The sequence below is a fragment of the Serratia sp. CY43202 genome (assembly GCF_052168755.1).
GTDB lineage: Bacteria > Pseudomonadota > Gammaproteobacteria > Enterobacterales > Enterobacteriaceae > Serratia > Serratia bockelmannii.
The window spans coordinates 264,131-286,573 of record NZ_JBJNMB010000008.1 but is presented as its reverse complement, the minus strand read 5'-3'; the positions used below and the strand labels follow the sequence as shown (position 1 = coordinate 286,573).

At 61.7% G+C, this 22,443-nt stretch carries 20 protein-coding genes; 6 read left to right on the top strand and 14 right to left on the bottom strand.

Annotated elements, in window-relative coordinates:
• Window positions 1-480: 480 nt before the first annotated feature.
• On the top strand, window positions 481-1,308 hold the full coding sequence (locus tag ACJ8J5_RS18485) for a dienelactone hydrolase family protein (RefSeq protein WP_025304915.1): 828 nt from the start codon (window positions 481-483) through the stop codon (window positions 1,306-1,308).
• Between the two features lie 84 nt (window positions 1,309-1,392).
• Here ACJ8J5_RS18485 and metE read toward each other — a convergent pair whose 3' ends face one another.
• A complete protein-coding gene (gene metE, locus ACJ8J5_RS18480; RefSeq protein ID WP_414105102.1) occupies window positions 1,393-3,681 on the bottom strand; it encodes a 5-methyltetrahydropteroyltriglutamate--homocysteine S-methyltransferase in 2,289 nt (762 codons plus the stop codon).
• 90 nt (window positions 3,682-3,771) lie between these two features.
• On the opposite strand from metE, the gene metR reads away from it, so the two are divergent.
• Complete coding sequence (gene metR, locus ACJ8J5_RS18475; protein WP_016929455.1) at window positions 3,772-4,716, top strand: HTH-type transcriptional regulator MetR; 945 nt, start codon at window positions 3,772-3,774, stop codon at window positions 4,714-4,716.
• Between the two features lie 15 nt (window positions 4,717-4,731).
• On the opposite strand, the gene ACJ8J5_RS18470 is transcribed toward metR, so the two are convergent.
• On the bottom strand, window positions 4,732-5,592 hold the full coding sequence (locus tag ACJ8J5_RS18470) for a carboxylate/amino acid/amine transporter (RefSeq protein WP_025304913.1): 861 nt from the start codon (window positions 5,590-5,592) through the stop codon (window positions 4,732-4,734).
• A 151-nt stretch (window positions 5,593-5,743) separates the two neighbouring features.
• On the opposite strand from ACJ8J5_RS18470, the gene ACJ8J5_RS18465 reads away from it, so the two are divergent.
• Window positions 5,744-6,073 carry a hypothetical protein gene (locus ACJ8J5_RS18465; protein WP_025304912.1) on the top strand — a complete coding sequence of 110 codons (330 nt, stop codon included), beginning with the start codon at window positions 5,744-5,746 and terminating at the stop codon, window positions 6,071-6,073.
• On the opposite strand, the gene ACJ8J5_RS18460 is transcribed toward ACJ8J5_RS18465, so the two are convergent.
• From ACJ8J5_RS18460 to ACJ8J5_RS18405, 12 genes are all read right to left on the bottom strand, one after another.
• Window positions 6,054-7,010: an AEC family transporter gene (locus ACJ8J5_RS18460; RefSeq protein ID WP_025304911.1), complete on the bottom strand. Its 957-nt coding sequence runs from the start codon at window positions 7,008-7,010 to the stop codon at window positions 6,054-6,056. The two genes, ACJ8J5_RS18465 and ACJ8J5_RS18460, sit on opposite strands and share 20 nt — an antisense overlap.
• A 60-nt stretch (window positions 7,011-7,070) precedes the next feature.
• Window positions 7,071-7,808, bottom strand: coding sequence for a glycerophosphodiester phosphodiesterase (ugpQ, locus tag ACJ8J5_RS18455; RefSeq protein WP_025304910.1), 738 nt, complete (start codon window positions 7,806-7,808; stop codon window positions 7,071-7,073).
• Window positions 7,808-8,878, bottom strand: a complete 1,071-nt coding sequence (locus tag ACJ8J5_RS18450) for a sn-glycerol-3-phosphate import ATP-binding protein UgpC (protein WP_308370008.1) — start codon at window positions 8,876-8,878, stop codon at window positions 7,808-7,810. The genes ugpQ and ACJ8J5_RS18450 overlap by 1 nt, the downstream gene beginning before the upstream one ends.
• A 5-nt stretch (window positions 8,879-8,883) precedes the next feature.
• Window positions 8,884-9,729 (bottom strand): sn-glycerol-3-phosphate ABC transporter permease UgpE, encoded by an 846-nt coding sequence (gene ugpE, locus ACJ8J5_RS18445; protein ID WP_004934403.1) that lies wholly within the window; start codon window positions 9,727-9,729, stop codon window positions 8,884-8,886.
• A complete protein-coding gene (gene ugpA / locus ACJ8J5_RS18440; RefSeq protein WP_015376293.1) occupies window positions 9,726-10,613 on the bottom strand; it encodes a sn-glycerol-3-phosphate ABC transporter permease UgpA in 888 nt (295 codons plus the stop codon). Before ugpA ends, ugpE begins: the two co-directional genes overlap by 4 nt.
• Before the next feature lie 78 nt (window positions 10,614-10,691).
• A complete protein-coding gene (gene ugpB / locus ACJ8J5_RS18435) occupies window positions 10,692-12,011 on the bottom strand; it encodes a sn-glycerol-3-phosphate ABC transporter substrate-binding protein UgpB (RefSeq protein ID WP_147823494.1) in 1,320 nt (439 codons plus the stop codon).
• Between the two features lie 187 nt (window positions 12,012-12,198).
• A complete protein-coding gene (locus ACJ8J5_RS18430; RefSeq protein WP_025304906.1) occupies window positions 12,199-13,386 on the bottom strand; it encodes an aminotransferase-like domain-containing protein in 1,188 nt (395 codons plus the stop codon).
• 44 nt (window positions 13,387-13,430) lie between these two features.
• The gene (gene livF / locus ACJ8J5_RS18425; RefSeq protein WP_025304905.1) at window positions 13,431-14,132 is read right to left on the bottom strand and encodes a high-affinity branched-chain amino acid ABC transporter ATP-binding protein LivF; all 702 of its coding nucleotides are present in this window, start codon (window positions 14,130-14,132) and stop codon (window positions 13,431-13,433) included.
• Window position 14,133: 1 nt separating this feature from the next.
• A complete protein-coding gene (gene livG, locus ACJ8J5_RS18420) occupies window positions 14,134-14,904 on the bottom strand; it encodes a high-affinity branched-chain amino acid ABC transporter ATP-binding protein LivG (RefSeq protein ID WP_025304904.1) in 771 nt (256 codons plus the stop codon).
• A complete protein-coding gene (locus ACJ8J5_RS18415; protein ID WP_060441197.1) occupies window positions 14,901-16,184 on the bottom strand; it encodes a high-affinity branched-chain amino acid ABC transporter permease LivM in 1,284 nt (427 codons plus the stop codon). Before ACJ8J5_RS18415 ends, livG begins: the two co-directional genes overlap by 4 nt.
• Window positions 16,181-17,107, bottom strand: a complete 927-nt coding sequence (livH, locus tag ACJ8J5_RS18410; protein WP_015376290.1) for a high-affinity branched-chain amino acid ABC transporter permease LivH — start codon at window positions 17,105-17,107, stop codon at window positions 16,181-16,183. Before livH ends, ACJ8J5_RS18415 begins: the two co-directional genes overlap by 4 nt.
• A 117-nt stretch (window positions 17,108-17,224) precedes the next feature.
• On the bottom strand, window positions 17,225-18,340 hold the full coding sequence (locus tag ACJ8J5_RS18405; protein ID WP_025304902.1) for a branched-chain amino acid ABC transporter substrate-binding protein: 1,116 nt from the start codon (window positions 18,338-18,340) through the stop codon (window positions 17,225-17,227).
• A gap of 405 nt (window positions 18,341-18,745) precedes the next feature.
• On the opposite strand from ACJ8J5_RS18405, the gene panM reads away from it, so the two are divergent.
• The 3 genes from panM to ACJ8J5_RS18390 are packed head-to-tail and all read left to right on the top strand — an operon-like array spanning window position 18,746 to window position 22,408.
• Window positions 18,746-19,138, top strand: coding sequence for an aspartate 1-decarboxylase autocleavage activator PanM (gene panM, locus ACJ8J5_RS18400; RefSeq protein WP_060434771.1), 393 nt, complete (start codon window positions 18,746-18,748; stop codon window positions 19,136-19,138).
• On the top strand, window positions 19,135-20,352 hold the full coding sequence (locus tag ACJ8J5_RS18395; protein WP_060434773.1) for a DUF3142 domain-containing protein: 1,218 nt from the start codon (window positions 19,135-19,137) through the stop codon (window positions 20,350-20,352). Before panM ends, ACJ8J5_RS18395 begins: the two co-directional genes overlap by 4 nt.
• A gap of 43 nt (window positions 20,353-20,395) precedes the next feature.
• Entirely contained in the window at window positions 20,396-22,408 is a 2,013-nt protein-coding gene (locus ACJ8J5_RS18390; RefSeq protein WP_414105104.1) for a hypothetical protein, read from the top strand.
• The last annotated feature ends 35 nt before the right edge of the window (window positions 22,409-22,443 follow it).

Sequence of the window (22,443 nt, the reverse complement as noted above, 5' to 3'; positions counted from 1 at the left end):
CTCATGGATCATGTTTATTGGGAGGAACAAAAAAGCACTCTACTGAAAATCGCCGCTTAATTTCGTGACGACAGTCACTATGAAAAGAGAAACAAATCACATGCTACATATTTTTTGTGATTTTTATCACGAAAAAAATCACTATGACGCATCCAGAACGCACCGCTAAATCTCAGTCTAGCCGACAAACCTTGCCGCTCCCTGCCCGTTGGTTGCCGACTGAAACTATTTAGCTCATCAATTCGAAATACCCCCATCTTATCGGTTGCTTAGGGACAAAAAAGCCCTCTAACGCACCTTATGGCACTTACGTGGGCCAAAACGCGTAATAACATGATAAAAAGCGCTTAAAAATGCCGCAAAGCCAGATAATTAGCCGTTTTTTATCGACTTGTCCGAAAGTGCGCCACGCAGCGCCAATAATGGGTAATCTTTCCTATAGTTAATCTCAGCGCTTTTTTCTATTGCACGGAGACCGCAATGAAAACCGAACATGTGATGACATTAGAACAGGCTCAGGGGGGATTCGCCCCGGCCGCCGCGCCGTTGGCCGCCTCCGCGATTATCACCGACGAACAGGGCATTCACGCCGGGCAAACGACCATCCCTTCTCAGGGCGACGCGCTGCCGGCCTATGTCGCCAAACCCGCCGACCATAACGGCCCCTTCCCCATCGTGCTGGTGGTACAGGAAATCTTCGGCGTCCATGAGCACATTCAGGATCTGTGCCGTCGCCTGGCCAAGCAGGGCTATCTGGCAATCGCGCCCGAGCTCTATTTCCGTCAGGGCGACGCCAACGACTACACCGATATCGGCGAACTGTTCCAGCAGTTGGTGACCAAGGTGCCGGATCGTCAGGTGCTGTCGGATCTGGATCACGCCGCGCACTGGGCTATCCGCCACGGCGGCGACGCCGGCAAGCTGGCGATCACCGGTTTCTGCTGGGGCGGCCGCATTACCTGGCTGTACGCGGCGCACAACCCGCAGTTGAAGGCGGCGGTCGCCTGGTACGGCAAACTGGTCGGCGAGAAAACGCTGAATTCACCGAAGCATCCGGTCGATGTCGCCACCCACCTGTCAACGCCGGTGCTGGGGCTGTATGGCGGGCAGGACAGCGGCATTCCGCTGGAGACGGTGGAAACCATGCGTCAGGCGATCCGCGCCGCCAACGCCGAGGCCGAAATCGTGGTATATCCTGGCGTCGGGCACGCATTCAACGCCGACTATCGCCCCAGCTACAACGCCGAAGCGGCGGAGGACGGCTGGCAGCGCATGCTGGCGTGGTTCGCCCAGCACGGCGTCAAATAATTTCCCGCGCATAAAAAAGGGCGCCGAAGCGCCCAATCATCACACCAGTAAATCTATAAGCGGCGGTTTACCCGCCGCACGGCATCACGCGTGCTCGCGTAGGCGCTGCGCCGCCAATACCATGTTGGCCAGCGACTGCCGGGTTTCCGGCCAGCCACGGGTTTTCAGGCCGCAATCCGGATTGACCCACAGACGTTCCGCCGGGATGTTCTGCGCCGCTTTACGCAGCAACGCTTCAATCCATTCCACGCTCGGCACGTTCGGCGAGTGGATATCGTAGACACCCGGCCCGATTTCGTTCGGGTATTCGAACTCTTTGAAGGCTTCCAGCAGATCCATATCGGAACGCGAGGTCTCGATAGTGATCACATCGGCGTCCAGCGCGGCGATGGAGTCCATGATGTCGTTGAACTCGCAGTAACACATGTGGGTGTGGATCTGGGTGTCATCCTGCGCCACGGCGGCGTTCAATTTGAAGGCGTCCACCGCCCAATTCAGGTAGGCGGCCCAGTCGGATTGGCGCAGCGGCAGCCCCTCGCGCAGCGCAGGCTCGTCGATCTGGATGATGCCGATACCGGCTTTTTCCAGATCTTCCACCTCGTCGCGCAGCGCCAGCGCAATCTGCTTGGCGATCACTTCGCGGGTCACGTCTTCACGCGGGAACGACCAGCACAGGATGGTCACCGGCCCGGTCAACATGCCTTTTACCGGCTTGTCGGTCAGCGACTGGGCGAATTTGGCCCATTCGACGGTGATGGCTTCCGGGCGGCTGACGTCACCGATGATGACCGGCGGCTTCACGCAGCGGGAGCCGTAGCTCTGCACCCAGCCATTCTGGGTAAACACGAAGCCGTCCAGGTTCTCGCCGAAATATTCCACCATGTCATTGCGCTCGGCTTCACCGTGCACCAGTACGTCAAGCCCGAGGCGCTCCTGCTCGACGATCGCCTGTTTGATGTGCTCACCGATGCTGGTGCGGTAGTTGTTGCCGTCCAAACGGCCCTGTTTGAAGTCCAGACGCAGGCCGCGGATCTCGGTGGTCTGCGGGAACGAACCGATGGTGGTGGTCGGCCAGGCCGGCAGGTTGAAACGCTCGCGCTGCGCCCTGGCGCGCTCGGCGTAAGCGCTGTGGCGTTCGCTGTCCTGCGCGGTGATCGCGGCCAGCCGGCGCTCAACCTGTGGGTTATGCACGCGGCTCGACTGACGGCGGGCGCGGATCGGCGCGCTGTAGGCGTCCAGTTCAGCCTGTTTCGTCGTGTCAGGCGCGTTCAGCGCCGAGCTTAATAGCGCCAGCTCGGCGCATTTTTGCAGCGCGAAGGCGAACCAGCTTTTCACTTCTTCGTCCAGACGGCTTTCCACGCTCAGGTCGATCGGACTGTGCAGCAGTGAACAGGAGGAGCCAATCCACAGCGGGCGGGAGCCCACCAGCGGCTGCAGACGTTCAAACCAGCGGCTCAGATCGGCGCGCCAAACGTTGCGGCCGTTGATCACCCCCAGCGACAGCAGCCAATCTTGCGGCAATGCGGCGCTCAGCGCGGCGATATCGTCATGACCGGCGACCAGATCGACATGCAGCCCCTGCACCGGCAGCGTGCGAATGGTGTCGAGGTTGTGGCCTACGCTGTCGAAATACGTGGTCAACAGCAGCTTCACCTGCCCCTGCAGCGCGTCGTAAGCCGGTTTGAACGCGTCCAGCCAGGCTTGCGGCAGCTCCAGCACCAGCGCAGGCTCGTCAATTTGCACCCACTCGACGCCGCGCTTCGCCAGCTCGGCCAGCACCTGCTGGTAAACCGGCAGGATCTCTTTCAGCAGCGACAGGCGGTCGAACGGCTCGCCCTTCACTTTCCCTAACCACAGATAAGTCACCGGGCCAAGCAGCACCGGCTTGATGCGATGGCCGAGCGCCAGCGCTTCATCCACTTCGTCCAACAGCTGAGTCCAGCCCAGTTTGAACTGCTGGCCTTGCTGGAATTCGGGCACCATGTAGTGATAGTTGGTGTTAAACCATTTGGTCATTTCCGCCGCGGCCGCCGGCTCGCCGGTCGGTGCGCGGCCACGGCCGATGCGGAACAGCGTGTCCAGATCAATAGAGCCATTCGCATTCTGATGGCGCGCCGGCACGTTGCCCAGCAGCAGGCTGGTGGTCAACACATGATCGTACCAGGCGAAATCGCCGACCGGCACCAAATCCACCCCGGCCTGCTGTTGCTGTTGCCAATGACGAGCGCGCAGCTCGCGGCCAACCGCCAACAGCTCTTCCTGCGTTGAGTTGCCGGCCCAGTAGCTTTCCTGAGCTTTTTTCAGCTCACGTCGTAGCCCAACGCGAGGAAAACCCAGTGTGTGATTCAAAATTGCCATCGTCATATTCCCCATTTAGCCGTCCAGATGTTTACACATCCATAATCAGCAGGTACTGTATTAACCACAAGCGCAATTTATTCACTGTCAATGTGAAGGACTCTCATGATCGAACTGAAACATTTACGGACGCTGCAGGCCCTGCGCAACAGCGGTTCGCTGGCGGGGGCGGCGGCCCAACTTCACCAGACGCAGTCTGCCCTGTCGCACCAGTTCAGCGATCTTGAGCAACGTCTGGGCTTCAAGCTGTTCGTGCGCAAGAGCCAGCCCTTGCGCTTCACCGCCCAGGGCGAGATCCTGCTGCAGCTGGCGGAGCAGGTCCTCCCGCAGATCCAACAGGCGCTGCAGGCCTGCCACGAGCCGCATCAGACCACGCTGCGCATCGCCATCGAATGCCACAGCTGCATTCAGTGGCTGACGCCGGCGCTGGACAACTTCCGCCAGCGTTTCCCGCAGGTGGTGATGGACTTCACCTCCGGCGTCACTTTCGATCCGCAGCCGGCCCTGCAACAGGGCGAGCTGGATCTGGTGATGACGTCGGATATTCTGCCGCGCAGCGGCCTGCACTATTCGCCGATGTTCGATTTCGAGGTGCGTCTGGTGCTGGCGCCGGATCATCCGCTCGCCGGCAAGCCGCACATCGAGCCGGAAGACTTGAGCGATGAAACACTGTTGATTTACCCGGTGCAGCGCCAACGGCTGGATATCTGGCGGCATTTCCTGCAGCCGGCGGGCGTCAACCCGGCATTGAAGAACGTCGATAACACGCTGCTGCTGATCCAGATGGTATCGGCGCGGATGGGGATTGCGGCGCTGCCGCACTGGGTGGTGGAGAGTTTCGAACGGCAGGGGCTGGTGGTGACCAAAACCCTGGGTGACGGCCTGTGGAGCCGCCTGTACGCCGCCGTGCGCGACGGTGAACAGCGCCAGGCGGTGACCGAAGCCTTTATCCGCTCGGCCCGCCAGCACGCCTGCGATCATCTGCCGTTCGTGCGCGACGCCGCACGCCCTGGCGCGACCGGCGCCAAAGCGTTGGCGGCCGGCGTATAAACTGCCGGCCCCCGTTTAGCCGAGCTGCTTCGGCGCCACCCAGCGTCGATGCACCCACAGTGAAGCGACGATCACCGCCCCGCCGATGATAAAGCTCGGCCAGTGCGGCTGCTGCTGCCAGATGGCCAGATTGACCAGCAGCCCGGCCGGCACATGCATGTTGTTCATGATGCCGAGCGTGCCGGCATCGACCTGCGTCGCGCCATAGTTCCACATGAAGTAACCCAGTCCCGACGCCACCACGCCCAGCCAGATCAGCACGCCCCACTGCAGGTTGGTGGTTGGCAGCTGCTGCGGGTTACCCCACAGGAACCAGGCCACCACCGCCACCACCGCCGCCCCCAGGTAGAACCAGGAAAAGGCGGTGTGCTGCGGCAAGGGGTGCACTTCCATCAGGCGCTTATAGCCGACCATGCCGATGGCGAAGCTGATATTCGCCGCCTGCACCAACAGCAGCCCCCACCAGAAGTGTTCACTCAGTTGGTGATAGCGAATGATCGCCGCGCCCAGCACCGCCAGCAGCGCGCTGAAGACGTAGCCCCAACGCAGGCGTCGGCCGCTCAGCAAGTCGTAGATCAGCGTGATGTACAGCGGCGTCAGCACGGTGAACAGCAGGAATTCCGGCACCGTCAGGTAGAGATAGGCGCGGAAGCTGAACAGGTACATGATGCCCAGTTGGAAGGCCCCCACCAGCATATACAGCAGGATCACCTTGAGTTTGATGTTGCGCCAACGCAGAAACGGCAGAAACACCAGCGCCGCCAGCCCGATGCGCACCAGCGCCGAGAATCCGCTGTCGACGTGGCCCGCCAGGTACTCGCCAATCAGGCTGAAAGAAAATGCCCACAGAATGGTGGTTATAACCAAAAGCAGCACGATGGGTTCACCCTAAAAAGACCGAAAGGGCGATTGTAACGGAAGATGGACGCCTAAGGGGATGAAAGGCAGTTTACATCTGAACAAAAGACAAACTACCGGCAAAATTTCACCGCTGGGTTAGGCTTAATAAAAAGGCGAGGTAACCATCATGAAAACGTCTCACATTCTGTTCGCTCTGCTGTTGCTGCCTGGGTTGGCGGCGGCGGCCAACGGCGTAACCGACCTGCGCTCACAGCAGCAGTTACTCAACCAAAACAACCAGCAAGCGCAGCAACAGCGCTTGTTGAACAACCGCCAGATGGATCAACGCCGCCTGCAGCAGCAGCGACAGTTCGACAATCAGCGGCAACAGCTGATGCAAACCACGCCGAACGGCGGGCAACTGCTGCCTAACGGCAACCAGCCGCGCGATCCGTTCAATCGCACCGCACCGGCGGTGCCGCAGGCGCCGATGCCGGCTACGCCCGCACGCCCATAACGGTGAGGATCAGCGGCGTGGTGATCGCCGCCAGCACGGTGGACATCACCAGGCTGGTGGCGGCCGGGCCGGTGAGCGTATTGAACTGGCGCGACATCAGGTAGACGTTCACCCCCACCGCCATCGATCCAAGTAGCACAACAACGCGGGTTTCCATCGGCGGCAGATCCATCATCCAGGCCAGCAGCCAAATCACTAGCGGCTGCACCAGCAACTTCAGCACGCAGATGGCGCTGCTCAGCTGCCAGCCTTCGCTGATGCGGTACTCGGCAAGCCCCATGCCAAGCACCACCAGCGACAGCGGCGCCGCCACCTGGCCGAGCATGCTGACCGGTCGATCGACGAAGTCCGGCAGCGGCAAGCCGGTCAGGCTAAACAGCGTGCCGGACAAAATGCCGACGATCAGCGGGTTGGTCAGCACGCTGCGCGCGGTTTTAGCGAAACCACTCAACGTCGGCGAGCCGTTGCGCGCCCATTCGATCGACACCGTCACCAGCGTCCACAGGATCAGGCCGTTGAACACCAGCACCAGCGCCACCGACGGGATCGCCGCCTGCCCCAGCATTACGCTGGCGATAGGTAAACCGAGCATCACGTTATTGGAGAAAATACCGCCTAACGCAAACACCGATCCGGCGACGCCATCCAACCGGAAGAGGTGCCGGGCGACCAGGCGGCCAAGCACAAATACGATCAGGCAGCTGCCAAAGAACGCGATCAGCAGCCGGGCGTCGACCGCCGGGCGCTGCGAGAAGTCGCACATCATGCGAAACAGCATGGCGGGCAAGGCGAGGGAAAACACGAAGCGCGTCAGGCCATCGGTGATGCTGGAGGGCCATTTCCCCCAGCGAATCAGCCCATAACCCAATGCGATCAGGACGAACAGCGGTAAAGACAGCACGATCTGGTGCCACAGTGACAGGATAAAGCCAGGCATCGCATTCCTTCCGGTGGTGCGGCGGCAAGGCTTGTCGTCGCGGGATTCATCGGCGCCGGATTAAAAAGCCGGGCCAATCAAATCTATCCGGTCGGTGCAAATGCAGTCAACGCCCCAGTCGAGCAGCAGGCGCGCGCGATCCGGTTGGTTGACGGTATACACCAAAATACGCAGCCCGGCGTCTTTCAACGCTTTCACCCGCTCGGCGGTCAGCGCTTTGTGGTCGATATGCAGCGAGACGCAGTCCAAGCGTTCGGTCAGCTCGCGCCAGTTGTCGTCCCAGGCCTCCAGCAGCAAGCCGCGCGGCAAATCCGGCACGGTGCGCTGCGCCGCCGCCAGCGCTTCTACCGAGAAGGAAGAAAGCAGCGGATCGGTCTGCCCTTGCCACAGCAACCGCGCCGCCAGCGCCACCACCCGGCCGGTTTCATCGTCGCTGCCGGTGGTCGGTTTGATCTCGATATTGGCCATCAGGCCGTGTTCCCGGCAGCGTTCCGCCACCTCCGACAGCAGCGGCAACCGCTCGCCCTTGAAGGCCGAGCTGTACCAGTTGCCGGCGTCCAGCTGCACCAGTTTGTCCCACGGCAGCTCGCCCGCCACGCCCCAACCGTTGCTGGTGCGATCCAGCGTGTCGTCGTGCAGCAGGAAAATTTGCCCGTCCTGCGCCAGCTTGGCGTCGAACTCGATCATCTTGTGGCCGTGGCGCGCGCCGACGTCGATCGCCGCCAGGGTATTTTCCGGCGCCAGAGAACCGCCGCCGCGGTGGGCAACGATATGAGGGTAAGGCCAGGGTCTTGTCATCAATCCATCCGTAATCCGCTGTGGGTGTCAAAGAAGTGCAGCGCCTGAGCAGGCAGCTGCAAATATAGCGTACTGCCCGCCGTCGGCAAGGTTTCATGCGACAGCCGCGCGATCACCCCGTGACCGCCCCACTGGCCGTGCGCCAGATTGTCGGCTCCCAGCAGTTCCAGCGTCTGCAGCTGCAGCGGCACGCCCTGGCCTTGCGCCACCAATTGAATATGCTCCGGCCGAATACCCAGCGTCAACTGCCGCCCCGCCCACTGCGGCTTGGCCGCCGGCAACGGCAGCGTCATGCCGTCCGCCAACAGCAGCTGGCCGCCGTCGGCGCTCAGGGTGCCGGGCAGCAGGTTCATCGCCGGCGAGCCGATAAAGCCGGCGACGAACAGCGAAGCCGGCCGTTGGTACACTTCACTCGGGGTGCCGATCTGCTCTGCCACGCCCTTATTCATCACGATCACCCGCTGCGCCAGCGTCATCGCCTCCACCTGGTCGTGAGTCACGTACAGGCTGGTGGTTTTCAGACGGCGGTGCAGCTGTTGCAGCTCCAGGCGCATCTGCACCCGCAGCTTGGCGTCCAGGTTGGACAGCGGCTCATCGAACAGGAATACCGCCGGTTCGCGCACGATGGCGCGCCCCATCGCCACCCGCTGGCGCTGGCCGCCGGAAAGTTCGCGCGGTTTGCGCTTGAGCAGCGGCTCCAGCTCCAGGATGCGCGCCGCTTCCTCCACCCGCTGGCGGATATGATCTTTGCCGAAACCGCGGATCTTGAGGCCGTAAGCCATGTTGTCGTACACGCTCATGTGCGGATAGAGCGCGTAGTTCTGGAACACCATCGCGATGCCGCGATCCTTGGGCTCCAGATCGGTCACGCGCCGGGTATCGATATAGATATCGCCGCTGGTAGTGCGCTCCAGCCCGGCCACCATACGCAGCAGCGTAGATTTGCCGCAGCCGGACGGGCCGACCATCACAATAAATTCACCGTCCGCCACGTCGAGGTCGATCTGTTTGATCACCGGCGTTTTACCGTCGTAAGACTTGGTGACCGCCTGTAGTTTTAATCCTGCCATCGTCGTTATTTCTCGCTATCAACCAGACCGCGCACAAACCAGCGCTGCATCAGAAGCACCACCGCCAGCGGTGGCAATAAAGTTAGAATCATCGCCGCCATCACCTGGTTCCACTGGGTCGGCGCGCCGGAGGTGGAGATCATGCTCTTGATGCCCGCCACCGCGGTGCCCATCGAAGCGTCGCTGGTGATCAGGATCGGCCACAGATATTGGTTCCAGCCGTAGATAAAGGTGATGACAAACAGCGCCGCCAGATTGGTTTTCGACAGCGGCAGCACGATGTCCCAGAAGAAACGCATCGGCCCGGCGCCGTCGATGCGCGCCGCCTCCAGCAGCTCATCCGGCAGCGTCATGAAGAACTGGCGCAGCAGGAAGGTAGCGGTGGCCGAGGCCATCAGCGGCAGCGTCAGGCCGGTATAGCTGTCCAGCAGGTTGAGGTTGGAGATCACCTCCACCGTCGGGAAAATGCGCACTTCCACCGGCAACATCAGGGTGAGGAAAATCAGCCAGAAAAACAGGCTGCGCAGCGGGAAACGGAAATACACGATGGCGTAAGCCGACAGTACCGACACCGCGATTTTGCCGCAGGTGATCGCCAACGCCATGATTACGCTGTTGAGCAGCAGCAGCGAGAACGGCACCTTGAGGTTGCCCACGCCGCCCTGCCAGATATTGCGAATGTTCTCCCACAGGTGGCCGCCGGGCACCAGCGTCATCGGCACCTGAAACACCTGTTTGTCATCCAGCGTGGCGGCGACAAAGGCCACGTACAGCGGGAACAGCACCACCAGCACGCCGATAATCAGCATCACATGGCTGAAGATATCCAGCCCGCGTCGATTCTCAATCATTGATAGCGCACCTTACGTTCAACGAAGCGGAACTGGATCACCGTCAGGCCGATCACCAACAGCATCAGGATCACCGACTGTGCGGCGGAGCTGGAGAGATCCAGCCCGGCGAAGCCTTCGCGGTAGATCTTGTAGATCAACGTGGTGGTGGACTGCACCGGCCCGCCGCCGGTGGCAGCGTCGATCACCGGGAAGGTATCGAAGAAGGCGTACACCAGATTGACCACCAGCAGGAAGAAGCTCACCGGCGCGATCAGCGGCAGCACCAGATGGAAGAAGCGCCGCACCGGGCCGGCGCCATCGATGGCTGCCGCTTCCACCAGCGAACGCGGGATAGACTGCAGCGCCGCGAGGAAAAACAGGAAGTTATAGCTTATCTGCTGCCATACCGAGGCCAGCACCACCAGGAACATCGCCTGGCCGCTGTTTTGCGCATGGTTCCAGTTATAGCCCAGCCCGTTGAGGAAATGGGTGATCAGCCCCAGGCCGGGGTTGAACAGAAAGATCCACAATACCGCCGCCACCGCCGGCGCCACCGCGTAGGGCAGGATCATCAGCGTGCGATAGAGGCGGCTGCCGCGCAGCACGTAGTCCACCAGCGCGGCGAAGAACAGCGAAACCGCCAGCCCGATGCCCGCCACCAGGAAGCTGAAGATCAGCGTGGTGTAGAACGAGTCGAGGTAGTAAGGATCCTGGAACAGCTGTTTAAAGTTATCCAGCCCGACAAACTGGCTGGAGAGGCCGAACGGATCGAGGCTCTGCACCGAATACCACAGCGCTTCGCCGGCGGGCCATAAAAAGAAGACGGCGGTAATCAGCAGCTGCGGCAGCACCAACGCATAGGGCAACCAGCTGCAGCCGAAACCGGGACGGGAAGATGACATAGCAGTTAAACCATTGATCGGGTAAGGAAGGATCGGCGTGAAGATGCGAGCCCGGTCTGTCGGGCTCGCGACGCAGGGTTACTTGGTCGATGCTTCGAAGCGGCGCAGCAGCACGTCACCGCGCTGTACGGCGGCGTCCAACGCCTGCTGTGGCGTTTTCTTGCCGGTCCACACGCCTTCCAGCTCCTCATCCACCACGCTGCGGATCTGCGGCATGTTGCCCAGGCGCAGGCCCTTGGTGAACGGCAACGGCGGCTTGTTCAGCATCTGGCGAGTGGCGACGTCGGCACCCGGGTTCTTGTCGTAGAAGCCCTGCTGCTTGGTCAGATCGTAAGCCGCGGTGGTGATCGGCAGATAGCCGGTCTTCTGGTGCCATTCGGCCGCGATTTCCGGCTGCGCCAGGTACTGCAGGAACTCGGCCACGCCCTTGTAGGTGACGGCGTCTTTGCCGTTCATCACCCACAGACTGGCCCCGCCGATGATGGCGTTCTGCGGCGCGTTTTTCGCGTCGGCGTCGTACGGCATCATGCCGACGCCGTAGTTGAATTTGGCGTAGTGCTTGATGTCCGCCAGCGAACCGGAAGAGGCGGTGGTGATGGCGCAGTCGCCGTTATAGAACTTCTCGGTGGATTCGTCTTTGCGGCCAAAGTAGGTAAAGTCGCCCTTCTTGTTCATCGCCTCCAGCAGCGCGATGTGCTTGACCTGCAGCGGTTGGTTGAACTCCAGCTTGGCGTTGGTGCCGCCGAAACCGTTGTTTTCACTGGCGAACGGCACGCCGTGCCAAGCGCTGAAGTTCTCCAGCTGGATCCAACCCTGCCAGCCGCTGGCGTAGCCGCACTTCATGCCGGCCTCACGCAGCTTGGCGGTATCCGCCGCCAGCTCCTGCCAGGTTTTCGGCGGCTGGTCCGGGTTTAGGCCGGCCTTTTTGAAGGCATCTTTGTTGTAGTACAGCACCGGCGTGGAGCTGTTGAACGGCTGCGACAGCAGATGTCCGCTCTTGTTGTCGGTGTAATAGCCGGCCACCGTCGGCACGAACACCGACTCGTCGAAGTTGATGCCGGCCTCTTTAAACACTTCATAGACCGGTTTGATGGCTTTGCTGGCCATCATGGTGGCGGTGCCCACCTCGTAAACCTGCAGGATCGCCGGCGCCTTGCCGGAGCGGTAAGCAGCGATGCCCGCCGCCAGGCTCTGTTCGTAGTTGCCTTTATAAACCGGCACAATCTTGACGTCGCTGTGCGACTGATTGAAGCGATCCGCCAGGGAATCCACTTCCTTACCCAGTTCACCTTCCATTGAATGCCAGAACGGGATTTCTGTCGCCGCCAGCGCCTGAGTGCTGACCGCCAGGGTCAACGCGACGCACAGCGTGGTTTTGCGAATAGCGTAGGTGAGCATGCCTAACTCCTGAAAAAGCTGGTGTAAAAGCGCGTGAGCGAAAAGAATCAGTTTTTTGTTCGGAAGCTAACATGCCATGCGCGGATGACAGAAAAATAACCGTTATATGACAGCCACATGACGGCAAGGTGAAGTGAAGATGGCGGTTTGATGTCGGCGGCGGGCATGGGCTCCGCCGCCGCGAGGATTACAGCGAACGGCGCAGGCGCGCCACCGCTTCTTGCATCTGCTGCTCGGTGGCGGTGGCGAACGACAGGCGGAAGGTTGAACGATCCGGGTTGTCGGAGAAGAAGTATTCCCCCGGCACGAACACCACACCCTGCTGCAAGGTCGTGTTCAGCCATTCGGTGGCGTTGAACGGCTGGCGGAAGCGCGCCCACAGGAACATGCCGCCCTTCGGCTTATCGAAGGTGATGTAGTCGCCCAGCTCCTGCTCCACCAAACCGGCCAGGATCTCGCCCTTTTGCTTGTAAGCGGCGCGGATCTTGTCGATCTGCGCCGGCAGGCGATCCAGGCCGAGATAGCATTCGACGATGCTCTGCGACAACGCGCTGGCGTGCAGATCCGCCGCCTGTTTGATGATCGCCACTTTGTGCAGCAGGAACGGCGGCAGGATCGCCCAGCCCAAGCGCAGGCCCGGCGCCAGGATCTTGGAGAAAGTCGAGGTATAGATGATGTGGTCAGTGTTGCCCAGCACCTGCTGTGACACCTGATGCAGCGTCGGGTGGCGCTCTTCGGTGAAACGCAATTCGCCGTACGGATCGTCTTCGATGATCAGGAAGTTATGTTCAGCAGCCAGCTTCACCAGCAGTTCACGGCGCGCGGCGCTGAGGGTGATGCCGCTGGGGTTGCCGAAGTTCGGCACCACGTACACGCCCTTGATGCGCTGGGTTTTCAGCAGCTCGGCCAGCTCTTCCACCACCATGCCGTCGCTGTCGGACGAGACCGACATGATGTTGGCCTCCGCCAGCTCCAGCGTTTGCAGCGCCGCCAGGTAGGTCGGGCGCTCCACCACGAACACATCGCCTGGGTTGACGATGGCGCGCATCACCAAATCCAGAGCCTGCTGAGAGCCGGCGGTGACCATTACCTCTTCCGCGCCAGCGGTGACGCCGCGCTCGGCGCACAGCGCGCAAATACGCTCACGCAGCAGCGGGCTGCCTTCGGTCAGGCCATACTGGAACGCGCTTTTCGGCTGTTCGGTGATCGCCTGCTGGGTGGCGATGCTCAATCCTTCGAAATCGAACAGCGCATCAGAGGGGATGCCGCCCGCCAGCGAAATGACGTGTTCCATCTTGCTGTGCTTAAGCAATTCACGGATGGCCGAACTTTTTACGTTAACGATGCGCTGCGCGAGTAACCCTTCTGTCTTCATTTCTTCTTCTCGTACCTGATTATTTTAATTCGTAGGGGGGCGGATTAACCGCCCAGATACGCCGACCTCACTGCTTCGTTGGCTAACAATGCAGCCCCCGTATCTTCCAACACCACGCGGCCGTTTTCCAGCACATAACCGCGGTCCGCCAATTTCAGCGCCTGATTGGCGTTTTGCTCCACCAGGAAGATGGTCATGCCCTCTTCCCGCAGTTGCTGAATGATGTCGAAAATCTGCTGGATAATGATCGGCGCCAGCCCCAGCGAGGGCTCGTCGAGCAGCAGCAGCTTCGGCTGACTCATCAGCGCGCGGCCGATGGCCAACATCTGCTGTTCGCCGCCGGACATGGTGCCGGCACGCTGGCTTCGGCGCTCCAGCAGGCGCGGGAACAACGTGAACACCCGTTCAATGCGCTGTTGATACTGCTGGCGATCGGCGAAGAAGCCGCCCATCGCCAGGTTTTCTTCCACCGTCATGCGCGAGAAGACGCGCCGCCCTTCCGGCACGATCGCCACCGCTTCGCGCATGATGCGCGAGGTTTGCCACTGGGTGATGTCCTGGTCCTGAAAGACGATGCTGCCTTCGCTGGCGCGCGGTTCGCCGCACAGGGTGCCGAGCAACGTGGTTTTACCGGCGCCGTTGGCGCCGATTAACGTCACGATTTCCCCCTGGCTTATCGTGAGACTGACCTGATGCAGCGCCTGAATTTTGCCGTAATGGGCGGATACCTGATTGAATGACAACATATTATTCTTCGCCCAAATAAGCCCGGATCACGTCCGGGTTGTTGCGGATCTCCGCCGGTGTGCCCTGCGCCAGCGGCGTGCCCTGATTCACCACGTAAATGCGGTCGGAAATGCCCATCACCAGCTTCATGTCGTGCTCGATCAGCAGCACCGATACCTTATGCCGATCGCGCAGCTCGACGATCAGGTGATCCAGCTCGTCGGTCTCTTTCGGGTTGAGGCCGGCGGCCGGTTCATCCAGCATCAGCAGCTCCGGCCGGGTCACCATGCAGCGGGCGATCTCCAGCCGCCGCTGCTGCCCATAGGCCAGGTTGCCCGCCGAACGGTTAGCCATCTCCAGCAGGCCGACGCGCTCCAGCCACTCCGCCGCGCGCGCCAGCGCTTCGGCTTCGGCGCGGCGGAAGGCCGGGGTTTTCAGCAACCCGGCAAACACGCCGCTTTTCAGGTGCTGATGCTGCGCCACCAGCAGGTTTTCGATCACCGTCATTTCACGGAACAGCCGCACGTGCTGGAAGGTGCGCACCACGCCCATACGGGCGATGGCCTGCCCCGCCAACCCTTCCAGGTGGCGATCGCGCAATTTGATGGTGCCGCCGGTCGGGCGGTAAAAACCGGTCAGGCAGTTGAACACCGTGGTCTTACCGGCGCCGTTGGGGCCGATCAGCGACACGATTTCACCTTCGTTCAGCGTCAACGCCACGTTGTTGACCGCCAGCAGCCCGCCGAAACGCATCGACAGGCCCTCCACCTGCAGCAAAGGTTGAACGCTCATGCCTGCTCCCCCTTGCCCGCGTGAATGTCCGCCGCCTGCAGCTTCAGCTGCGGCCGTTTCATCGGCAACAGCCCCTGCGGCCGCCAAATCATCATCAGTACCATCAGCGCACCCAGCAGCAACATGCTGTATTCATTCAGATCGCGCATCAGCTCGCGCGACACCACCAGCAGGATCGCCGCCAGAATGACCGCGAACTGCGAGCCCATGCCCCCCAGCACGACGATCGCCAGTACGAAGGCCGATTCGACGAAGGTGAAGGATTCCGGGCTGACGAACCCCTGGCGCGCGGCGAACAGCGTGCCGGCAAACCCGGCGAAAGCGGCGCTGATGGTAAAAGCGGTCAGCTTGATGCGCGTCGGGCTGAGACCCAGCGAGCGGCAGGCGATCTCGTCTTCGCGCAGCGCTTCCCAGGCGCGCCCCAGCGGCATACGCAGCAGGCGGTTGATGACGAACAGCGTCAGCACCACCAGCAGCAGCGCCACCAGGTACAGGAACACGATGCGATCGCTCGGATCGTATTTCAGGCCGAAGAAGTTATGGAAGGTATCCCAGCCGCCGTCGCGCACGCTGCGGTTGAACTCCAGGCCGAAGAAGGTCGGTTTCGGGATCTGGCTGATGCCGTTCGGTCCGCCGGTGATCTCGGTATTGTTCAGCAGCAGGATGCGCACGATTTCGCCGAAGCCGAGCGTCACGATCGCCAGATAGTCGCCGCGCAGCCGCAGCACCGGGAAACCGAGCAGGAAGCCGAAAGCGGCGGTGACGATACCCGCCAGCGGCAGGCTCTCCCAAAAGCCGAGGCCGTAATAGTGATTCAGCAGCGCATAGGTGTAGGCGCCGATGGCGTAGAAACCGCCGTAGCCGAGCACCAGCAGACCGGACAAGCCCACCACCACGTTGAGGCCGAGGCCCAGCATCACGTAGATCAGCGTCAGGGTGGCGATATCCACCGTGCCGCGCGAGACCAGGAACGGCCAGGCGACCGCCGCGACGATGAGCAAAGCCGCCAGCAGCTTTTGCCGCGGCGTGGTGCCGTCGAAGCTCGGCAGCACGAACGCCGGGCCGGAGACTTTTTTCAATCCCTGCTGCAGCAGCGGGCGCAACAGCTGGAAGAAAAAGACGATGACGCAGCCGATGCCGATCCACATCCAGCGCACTTCCGCCGCGCCGTGCACCACCAGCTTGGTGCCGTCCAGGCTGAGCTGCATGCCCATCAGGAACGACGCCATCACGAACAGCACCGCCGTGGCGATCAGCGCATTGAGCAGATTGAGTTTCATACTTTCTCAACCTCCGGACGCCCGAGGATGCCGGTCGGCATGATCAGCAGCACCACGATCAGCAGCGCGAACGACACCACGTCTTTGTATTCGGTGCTCAGGTAGGCAGAGGTCAGCGCTTCCGCCACGCCCAGTACCAGGCCGCCAATCATCGCACCGGGAATGCTGCCGATGCCGCCCAGAACCGCGGCGGTGAAGGCTTTCATACCGGCCATAAACCCGATGTAAGGGTTGATGACGCCGTAGAACTGGCCGAGCAACACCCCGGCCACCGCCGCCATCACCGCACCGATAACGAAGGTCAGCGAGATCACCCGGTCGGTGTTGATGCCCAGCAGGCTGGCCATCTTCAGATCTTCCGCACAGGCGCGGCAGGCGCGGCCCATGCGTGAATAGCGGATAAACAGCGTCAGCGCCAGCATCGCCAGGAAGGTCACGAGCCAGATGGTCAGCTGCATGGTGCTGATGGTGGCGGCGAAGCCGTTGCTTTCTCCCAGCACCCACTGGCCGGTCACTAGGCTAGGCAGCGCCAGATCGCGTGAGCCCTGCGTCAGGCTGACGTAGTTTTGCAGGAATATCGACATGCCGATGGCCGAGATCAGCGCAATCAGGCGCTTGGAGTTGCGCACCGGCTTGTAGGCCACCCGTTCGATGCTCCAGCCGTAGGCGCTGGCGATAACGATCGAGACCAGGAACGCGGCGCCGATCAGCAGCCAACCGACGTCGATGCCGAGCATCATCAGGGCGGCGATAACGATAAAGGAGACATAGCTGCCGATCATGTACACCTCGCCGTGGGCGAAGTTGATCATGCCGATGATGCCGTAAACCATGGTGTAACCGATGGCGATCAATGCATAGGTGCTGCCCAACGTTAAGCCGTTGAACATCTGCTGCAGAAAATAGAGGAGTTGCTCTGACATACTCTGAACCCTTGGCTGCGAAACCCGCCGGCGGAGAACCGGCGGGTAAAGGGAGACGGGGCCGGCAAGCCGACCCGCCGGGCGCAGCGGGCTGCGCCCCACCCTAATCATTATGGCTTATTTGATCGGTGTGGACGTGCCGTTGGCATGCCATTCGAACACGCCGAACTCGAAGCCTTTCAGATCGCCCTTGTCATCCCAGGTCAGCGGCCCCATCACGGTCTCCACCGGCTTGCCGGTTTTCAGATCCTTGACGATGTCCGCCGGCTCCTGGCTGCCGCTGCGCTCCATGCCGGTGGTCAGCGACTGCAGCGCAGCATAGGTGGTCCAGACGAACGGGCCAGTCGGATCCAGCTTCTTGGCTTTCAGCGCATCGACGATCGGCTGGTTGGCAGGCACCTGATCGTAGCGTTTCGGCAGCGTCACCAGCATGCCTTCCGAGGCGGCGCCGGCGATGTTGGACAGCGAGGAGTTGCCCACGCCTTCCGGCCCCATGAAGCGAGTGGTCAACCCGGCCTGCTTGGCCTGACGCAGGATCTGCCCCATTTCCGGGTAGTAACCGCCGAAGTACACGAAGTCGATATTTTCTTTCTTCAGGCGCGCCACCAGGGTGGAGAAGTCTTTGTCGCCGGCGGTGATGCCTTCGAACATCGCCACTTCGGTGCCCTGTTTTTTCAGGCTGTCGCGCACCGAGCGCGCCAGGCCTTCGCCGTATTGCTGCTTGTCGTGCACCACGGCGATGCGCTTCGGCTTGATGTCGCTGAGGATGTATTTGGCGGCGGTCGGGCCCTGATCCGAATCCAGGCCGGTGGTGCGCAGGATCATCTTGTAGCCACGGGTAGTCAGATCCGCGTTGGTGGCCGCCGGGGTAATCATGATCACGCCTTCGTCTTCATAGATATCGGACGCCGGCTGGGTGGATGAGGAGCACAGGTGGCCGATCACGTAGCGAATACCGTCGTTGATCACCTTGTTGGCGACCGCAACTGCCTGTTTCGGGTCGCAGGCGTCGTCGTATTCCACGCCGACCAGCTTGTCGCCCTTGATGCCGCCCTTGGCGTTAATGTCGGCAATCGCCTGGCGCGCGCCGGTAAACTCCATGTCGCCATACTGCGCGACCGGGCCGGACATTGCCCCGACGATCGCCACCTTGATGTCTTTCGCCATGGCCGCCTGGCTCATGGCCATCGCAATACAACCCGCCAGCAGTGCCTTACCTGTTGTTAATTTCATCCGCAAATCCCCATCTGTCGTTGTGAACGTACCTGTTGTGTTTGCCTGCGCCCGATCGTTATTGACCGCTTTTGTTATAAGTAATAATGATTTAGGCGTTTTGTCGGCATTATTTTCTAATAAGACTTTATTTTTCATGCCATTAAACAGGAATTTTCTTCTGCAAATCAACTTCATCTGGCAGAAACAAGCGGTGTAAACAGGATAAAATTCGAATTAAATCTGCGCTCTTTACCTTTAGGCGTAGTGCGTTGTGCTGGTTAACAATCCGTTTACTAACTATTTACTCGGAAAATGCCCCGTGCAAAAAACATATTGCACAGTAATCGTACAGAAAAACTTACACAACGCTCTGCACAAGATCTATTACACTGTCGACATCATTTAGCTGCGCGGAAATTCTGCATGAAACTGACCATCGAGCGCCTAACCGCGCTGTCCCCGCAAGACCTTATCGACCTCGGTAAAATTTGGCCGCACCAGCAGCCGGAACAGTGGCAAGGCTGGCTGAGCGACGGTAAGGCGCTGTTTGCCGCCCGCTTCAACGAGCGTCTGCTGGGTGCGGTGAAAATTGCGCTGCAGGACGACCGCGCCGAGCTGCAGGATCTGCTGGTACGAGAAGTGACGCGCCGCCGCGGCGTCGGTCTTTATCTGGTGCAGGATGCACAGCGTCAGCTGCCGCAGGTCGCCCAGTGGCAGCTGTCGACCGCCGGCCTGGCGCCGCGTGAACGTGGGGAAGTCGATAACTTCATGCGCGCCTGCGGCTTCGCACCGCAAGGCGATCTCTGGCAAAAATGAAGCGCCGGCTGGCGGCGCTGGTTTTGATTGCGCTGGGGTTGGCGGCCTGGTTCGCCGGGCGCCAGCAGGCGCTGCGCCAGGCCTCAGGCTGGGATCAGCAGGTTTATGTCTGGCAGCGGGTTTGGACACCGCAGCACGCCGATGCGCTGGCGCACAGCCGCGATCTGTTTACCGGGCTGCGGGTGCTGGCGCTGCAGGTGCATCCGCGTGAAGGCTGGCGGGAAATCCCGGCCGATCTCAGCCTGCTGAAGCAGGACAGCCGCCCACTCTGGCTGGTAGCCCGCCTCGACGGCCAACTGCCGCAGCTGGATCAAGAGGCCATTATCCAGCGCCTGCTGGCGCTCACCCAGCGCTGGCAGGCGGCCGGGCTGCCCGTCACCGGCATCGAGATCGATCATGACGCCGCCACCGCCCGCCTGCCGGACTACCAACGCTTTCTGCAGCGGCTGCGCCAACGGCTGCCCGCCGCTTTGCAACTCGGCATCACCGCCCTGCCGGCCTGGATCGGCTCACCCAACCTGCCCGGCGTACTGCAACAGGCCGACAGTTCCGTCCTGCAGGTACACGCGGTGCTCTCGCCACAGCAGGGGCTGTTTGACGGCCCGCTGGCGCTGCGCTGGGTGCGGCAGTACGCTGCCGTCACACCGAAGCCGTTTCGCGTCGCGCTGCCGGCCTACGGCATGGCGTTGTTGGGTTTTGATGCGCAAGGCGCGCAGGTGGAGAGCGAATCTTCGCTGCGCGTGGCGGGCAACGGCCGTGAGCTGACGGTCGCGCCGCAGCAGATCGCCGATTTTCTGCAGACGTTGGCGCAGCAAACGCCGCCCCGGCTACGCGGCATTCTCTGGTTCCGCTTGCCGCTGACGGACGATCGGCGCGCCTGGTCGCTCGCCACGCTGCGAGCGGTGATCGAGCGCCGGCCGCTGAACGTCGACTGGCAGGTAAAATTTAGGCCTCAGCCACAGCAAAACGGGCTGTATGACCTGATAATTCATAACAACGGGCCGGTAGATGCCCCGCTGCCGCAAGAGGTGGTCATCCGCGCCGACGACTGCCTGGCGGCGGACGCGGTCGGCCACTACCGGCTGGAATCCGCACCGCAACAGCAACGCTTTATTCGCATCAGCAGCGACCAACTGCGCGCCGGGCAATCCCGGCCGTTGGGTTGGCTGCGCTGCCAACAACTGACGCCAGGAGGCACCCTTGTCACACCTTGATTCGCGCGCGGCACGGAACACCCGCCGCCTTCTTCCGCTGGCCATGCTGATCGGCGCCGCACTGCCGCTGAGCGGCTATGCCTGCGGCCCGGATTTTCCTAACCGGCTGCTGATCGACCGCAACGGTACCCTACTGTATATGCCGGAGGGCAATTTCGCCTTCGAAGCCGGCCGGCTGGTGCCGATGGATAAACAGTTGCCGCACTGGCAAGCCCCGCCACCGCCGATGCCGCCGAAACCGATGCCGCAATCGCCGGAAACGATAGCGATCGGCAAAATGCGCGCCGCCAAAACGGTTGAAGAGGCTGACGCCGTCAATACGCAGGGGTTGTCCAACGCCGCGCGTCTCTATCAACTGGGCGCCGTCGCTTTCGCCAGCCACGATCCGCGCGCCACAGACTATTTCCAGCAGGTGCTGAAGCTACCGGCCGCCGAGCAGAGCGACTGGGGACTGCGGGCGCAGTATTCGCTTGGCCGCGTCCTGATGGCTGACCACGGTACACCGGTGAATGAATCCGGTGAAGCGGTTCCCGCCGCCGAGCATCCGCCTAAAGCCGAACTTGAACAGGCGCTGACGGCATTCCAGCAGGTGATCGACCGGGTGAAAAGCGGCGCCGCCGATCCCGATCAGTTGGCGCTGAGCAGCCTTGGGCAGCAGGCGCGCATCCACCTGTGGCTGGGTGACGTCGCCCCCGCCGCCCACCTCTATGCGCAACAGGCGGCGCAGGGCGATCCGAGCGGCGGGCAGTCGCTGCAGTACGTCTCCAGCCTCCTGGTCAACCCCGACCATTTGGACACGCTGAAACAGATTATCGGCGATCCGTTGATCCAGCAGTTGGTGACCATTGAGCTGTTCGCGCGCAGCGGCAACCTGCAAATGGCGGATACCGACGGCAACGGCCGCTCCGCCCAGATCATCAGCCAGATCCTGACGCTGCTGGACGGCTCAGTGAAAAGCGGCTTCGCCGGCAGCGATCGGCTGGCGGCGTTGGCTTACCGTTCGGGGCAGTACCCGATGGCGGCGAGCCTGCTGAAAAACGCCGGCGACAGCGGCCTGGCGTGGTGGCTGCGCGCGAAAATGGCGCTGCGCGACGGCGACGTGAAAGCCGCCACTGCCGCCTACGCCAAGGCGGCAAGCGCGTTCCCCACCGACGAAAGCTGGGGTGAACAACGCAACGCCGACTTCGTCGCAGAAACCATCGTGCCCGAGTGCCGGGTGGCCGGCGAACAGGCCATCCTGGCGCTGAACCGCGGCGACTATCTGCAGGCGATGGACCTGCTGTATCGCGGCAAAGCGCTCTACTGGGCCGACGTGGCCGACGTGGCGGAGCGGGTGCTGACCGTCGATGAGTTGAAAGGTTTTGTCGATAAGCACGCCCCGGCGCCGACGACGCCGCTCAAGCCGGTTAATCCGGACGACTACGGCGGCCAGCAGATCACGCCGGAAGTGCAGCTGCGCGAACTGCTGGCGCGGCGGCTGATGCGCGCCGGACGAGCGCCGGAAGCGCTGGCCTATTTCGATATCCCCAACTACCGGCAAGCGGCGCAGCAGTTCGCCGACGAACTGAAGGCCGCCAAGGACAAATCCGCCGCGCCGCTGACGCGCGCGCAGGCTTACTATCGCGCCGCCAACCTGCTGCGCGCCCAGGGGCTGGAGTTTACCGGGTATGAGATGACGCCGGATTACGCCATCTATGGCGCCGGCTATTCCTATCTGGGGGATGCGTTCGATACTCGCGAGCTAAAGCATAAAAGCTGGATCGACAGCGCAGAAGCGGCGCGCGCCAAGGCGGCGCTACCGGAGGAAGACAACCGTTTCCTGCACTATCGCTGGCAGGCGGTGGGGCTGGCGCAACAGGCGGCAGATCTGCTGCCGCCGAAGAGCCAGGCCTATGCCGCCGTGTTGTGTAACGCTGCCAGCTGGGTTATCAAGCGTGATGCCAAAACCGGCCGTGCGCTTTATCAGCGCTATATCAACACCGGCACCCGTTATCCGTGGGCGGCGAAATTCGGCTACGGCTGCCCGGCGCCGGACTTCACCGCCGTGGCGCCATAACGCCGAATTTCAGGCACTAAAAAGCCCGGCTTGCC

What these genes read in the sequence shown, in the direction of transcription:
- metE (WP_414105102.1), bottom strand. Translation starts at nt 3,681, where the DNA reads ATGGGGAATATGACGATGGCAATTTTGAATCACACACTGGGTTTTCCT.
- ACJ8J5_RS18460 (WP_025304911.1), bottom strand. Translation starts at nt 7,010, where the DNA reads ATGCCTGGCTTTATCCTGTCACTGTGGCACCAGATCGTGCTGTCTTTA.
- ACJ8J5_RS18485 (WP_025304915.1), top strand. Translation starts at nt 481, where the DNA reads ATGAAAACCGAACATGTGATGACATTAGAACAGGCTCAGGGGGGATTC.
- panM (WP_060434771.1), top strand. Translation starts at nt 18,746, where the DNA reads ATGAAACTGACCATCGAGCGCCTAACCGCGCTGTCCCCGCAAGACCTT.
- ugpE (WP_004934403.1), bottom strand. Translation starts at nt 9,729, where the DNA reads ATGATTGAGAATCGACGCGGGCTGGATATCTTCAGCCATGTGATGCTG.
- ACJ8J5_RS18415 (WP_060441197.1), bottom strand. Translation starts at nt 16,184, where the DNA reads ATGAAACTCAATCTGCTCAATGCGCTGATCGCCACGGCGGTGCTGTTC.
- ugpA (WP_015376293.1), bottom strand. Translation starts at nt 10,613, where the DNA reads ATGTCATCTTCCCGTCCCGGTTTCGGCTGCAGCTGGTTGCCCTATGCG.
- ACJ8J5_RS18430 (WP_025304906.1), bottom strand. Translation starts at nt 13,386, where the DNA reads ATGAAGACAGAAGGGTTACTCGCGCAGCGCATCGTTAACGTAAAAAGT.
- livH (WP_015376290.1), bottom strand. Translation starts at nt 17,107, where the DNA reads ATGTCAGAGCAACTCCTCTATTTTCTGCAGCAGATGTTCAACGGCTTA.
- ugpQ (WP_025304910.1), bottom strand. Translation starts at nt 7,808, where the DNA reads ATGACAAGACCCTGGCCTTACCCTCATATCGTTGCCCACCGCGGCGGC.
- ugpB (WP_147823494.1), bottom strand. Translation starts at nt 12,011, where the DNA reads ATGCTCACCTACGCTATTCGCAAAACCACGCTGTGCGTCGCGTTGACC.
- livF (WP_025304905.1), bottom strand. Translation starts at nt 14,132, where the DNA reads ATGTTGTCATTCAATCAGGTATCCGCCCATTACGGCAAAATTCAGGCG.
- ACJ8J5_RS18450 (WP_308370008.1), bottom strand. Translation starts at nt 8,878, where the DNA reads ATGGCAGGATTAAAACTACAGGCGGTCACCAAGTCTTACGACGGTAAA.
- ACJ8J5_RS18395 (WP_060434773.1), top strand. Translation starts at nt 19,135, where the DNA reads ATGAAGCGCCGGCTGGCGGCGCTGGTTTTGATTGCGCTGGGGTTGGCG.
- ACJ8J5_RS18390 (WP_414105104.1), top strand. Translation starts at nt 20,396, where the DNA reads ATGCTGATCGGCGCCGCACTGCCGCTGAGCGGCTATGCCTGCGGCCCG.
- ACJ8J5_RS18465 (WP_025304912.1), top strand. Translation starts at nt 5,744, where the DNA reads ATGAAAACGTCTCACATTCTGTTCGCTCTGCTGTTGCTGCCTGGGTTG.
- ACJ8J5_RS18405 (WP_025304902.1), bottom strand. Translation starts at nt 18,340, where the DNA reads ATGAAATTAACAACAGGTAAGGCACTGCTGGCGGGTTGTATTGCGATG.
- metR (WP_016929455.1), top strand. Translation starts at nt 3,772, where the DNA reads ATGATCGAACTGAAACATTTACGGACGCTGCAGGCCCTGCGCAACAGC.
- livG (WP_025304904.1), bottom strand. Translation starts at nt 14,904, where the DNA reads ATGAGCGTTCAACCTTTGCTGCAGGTGGAGGGCCTGTCGATGCGTTTC.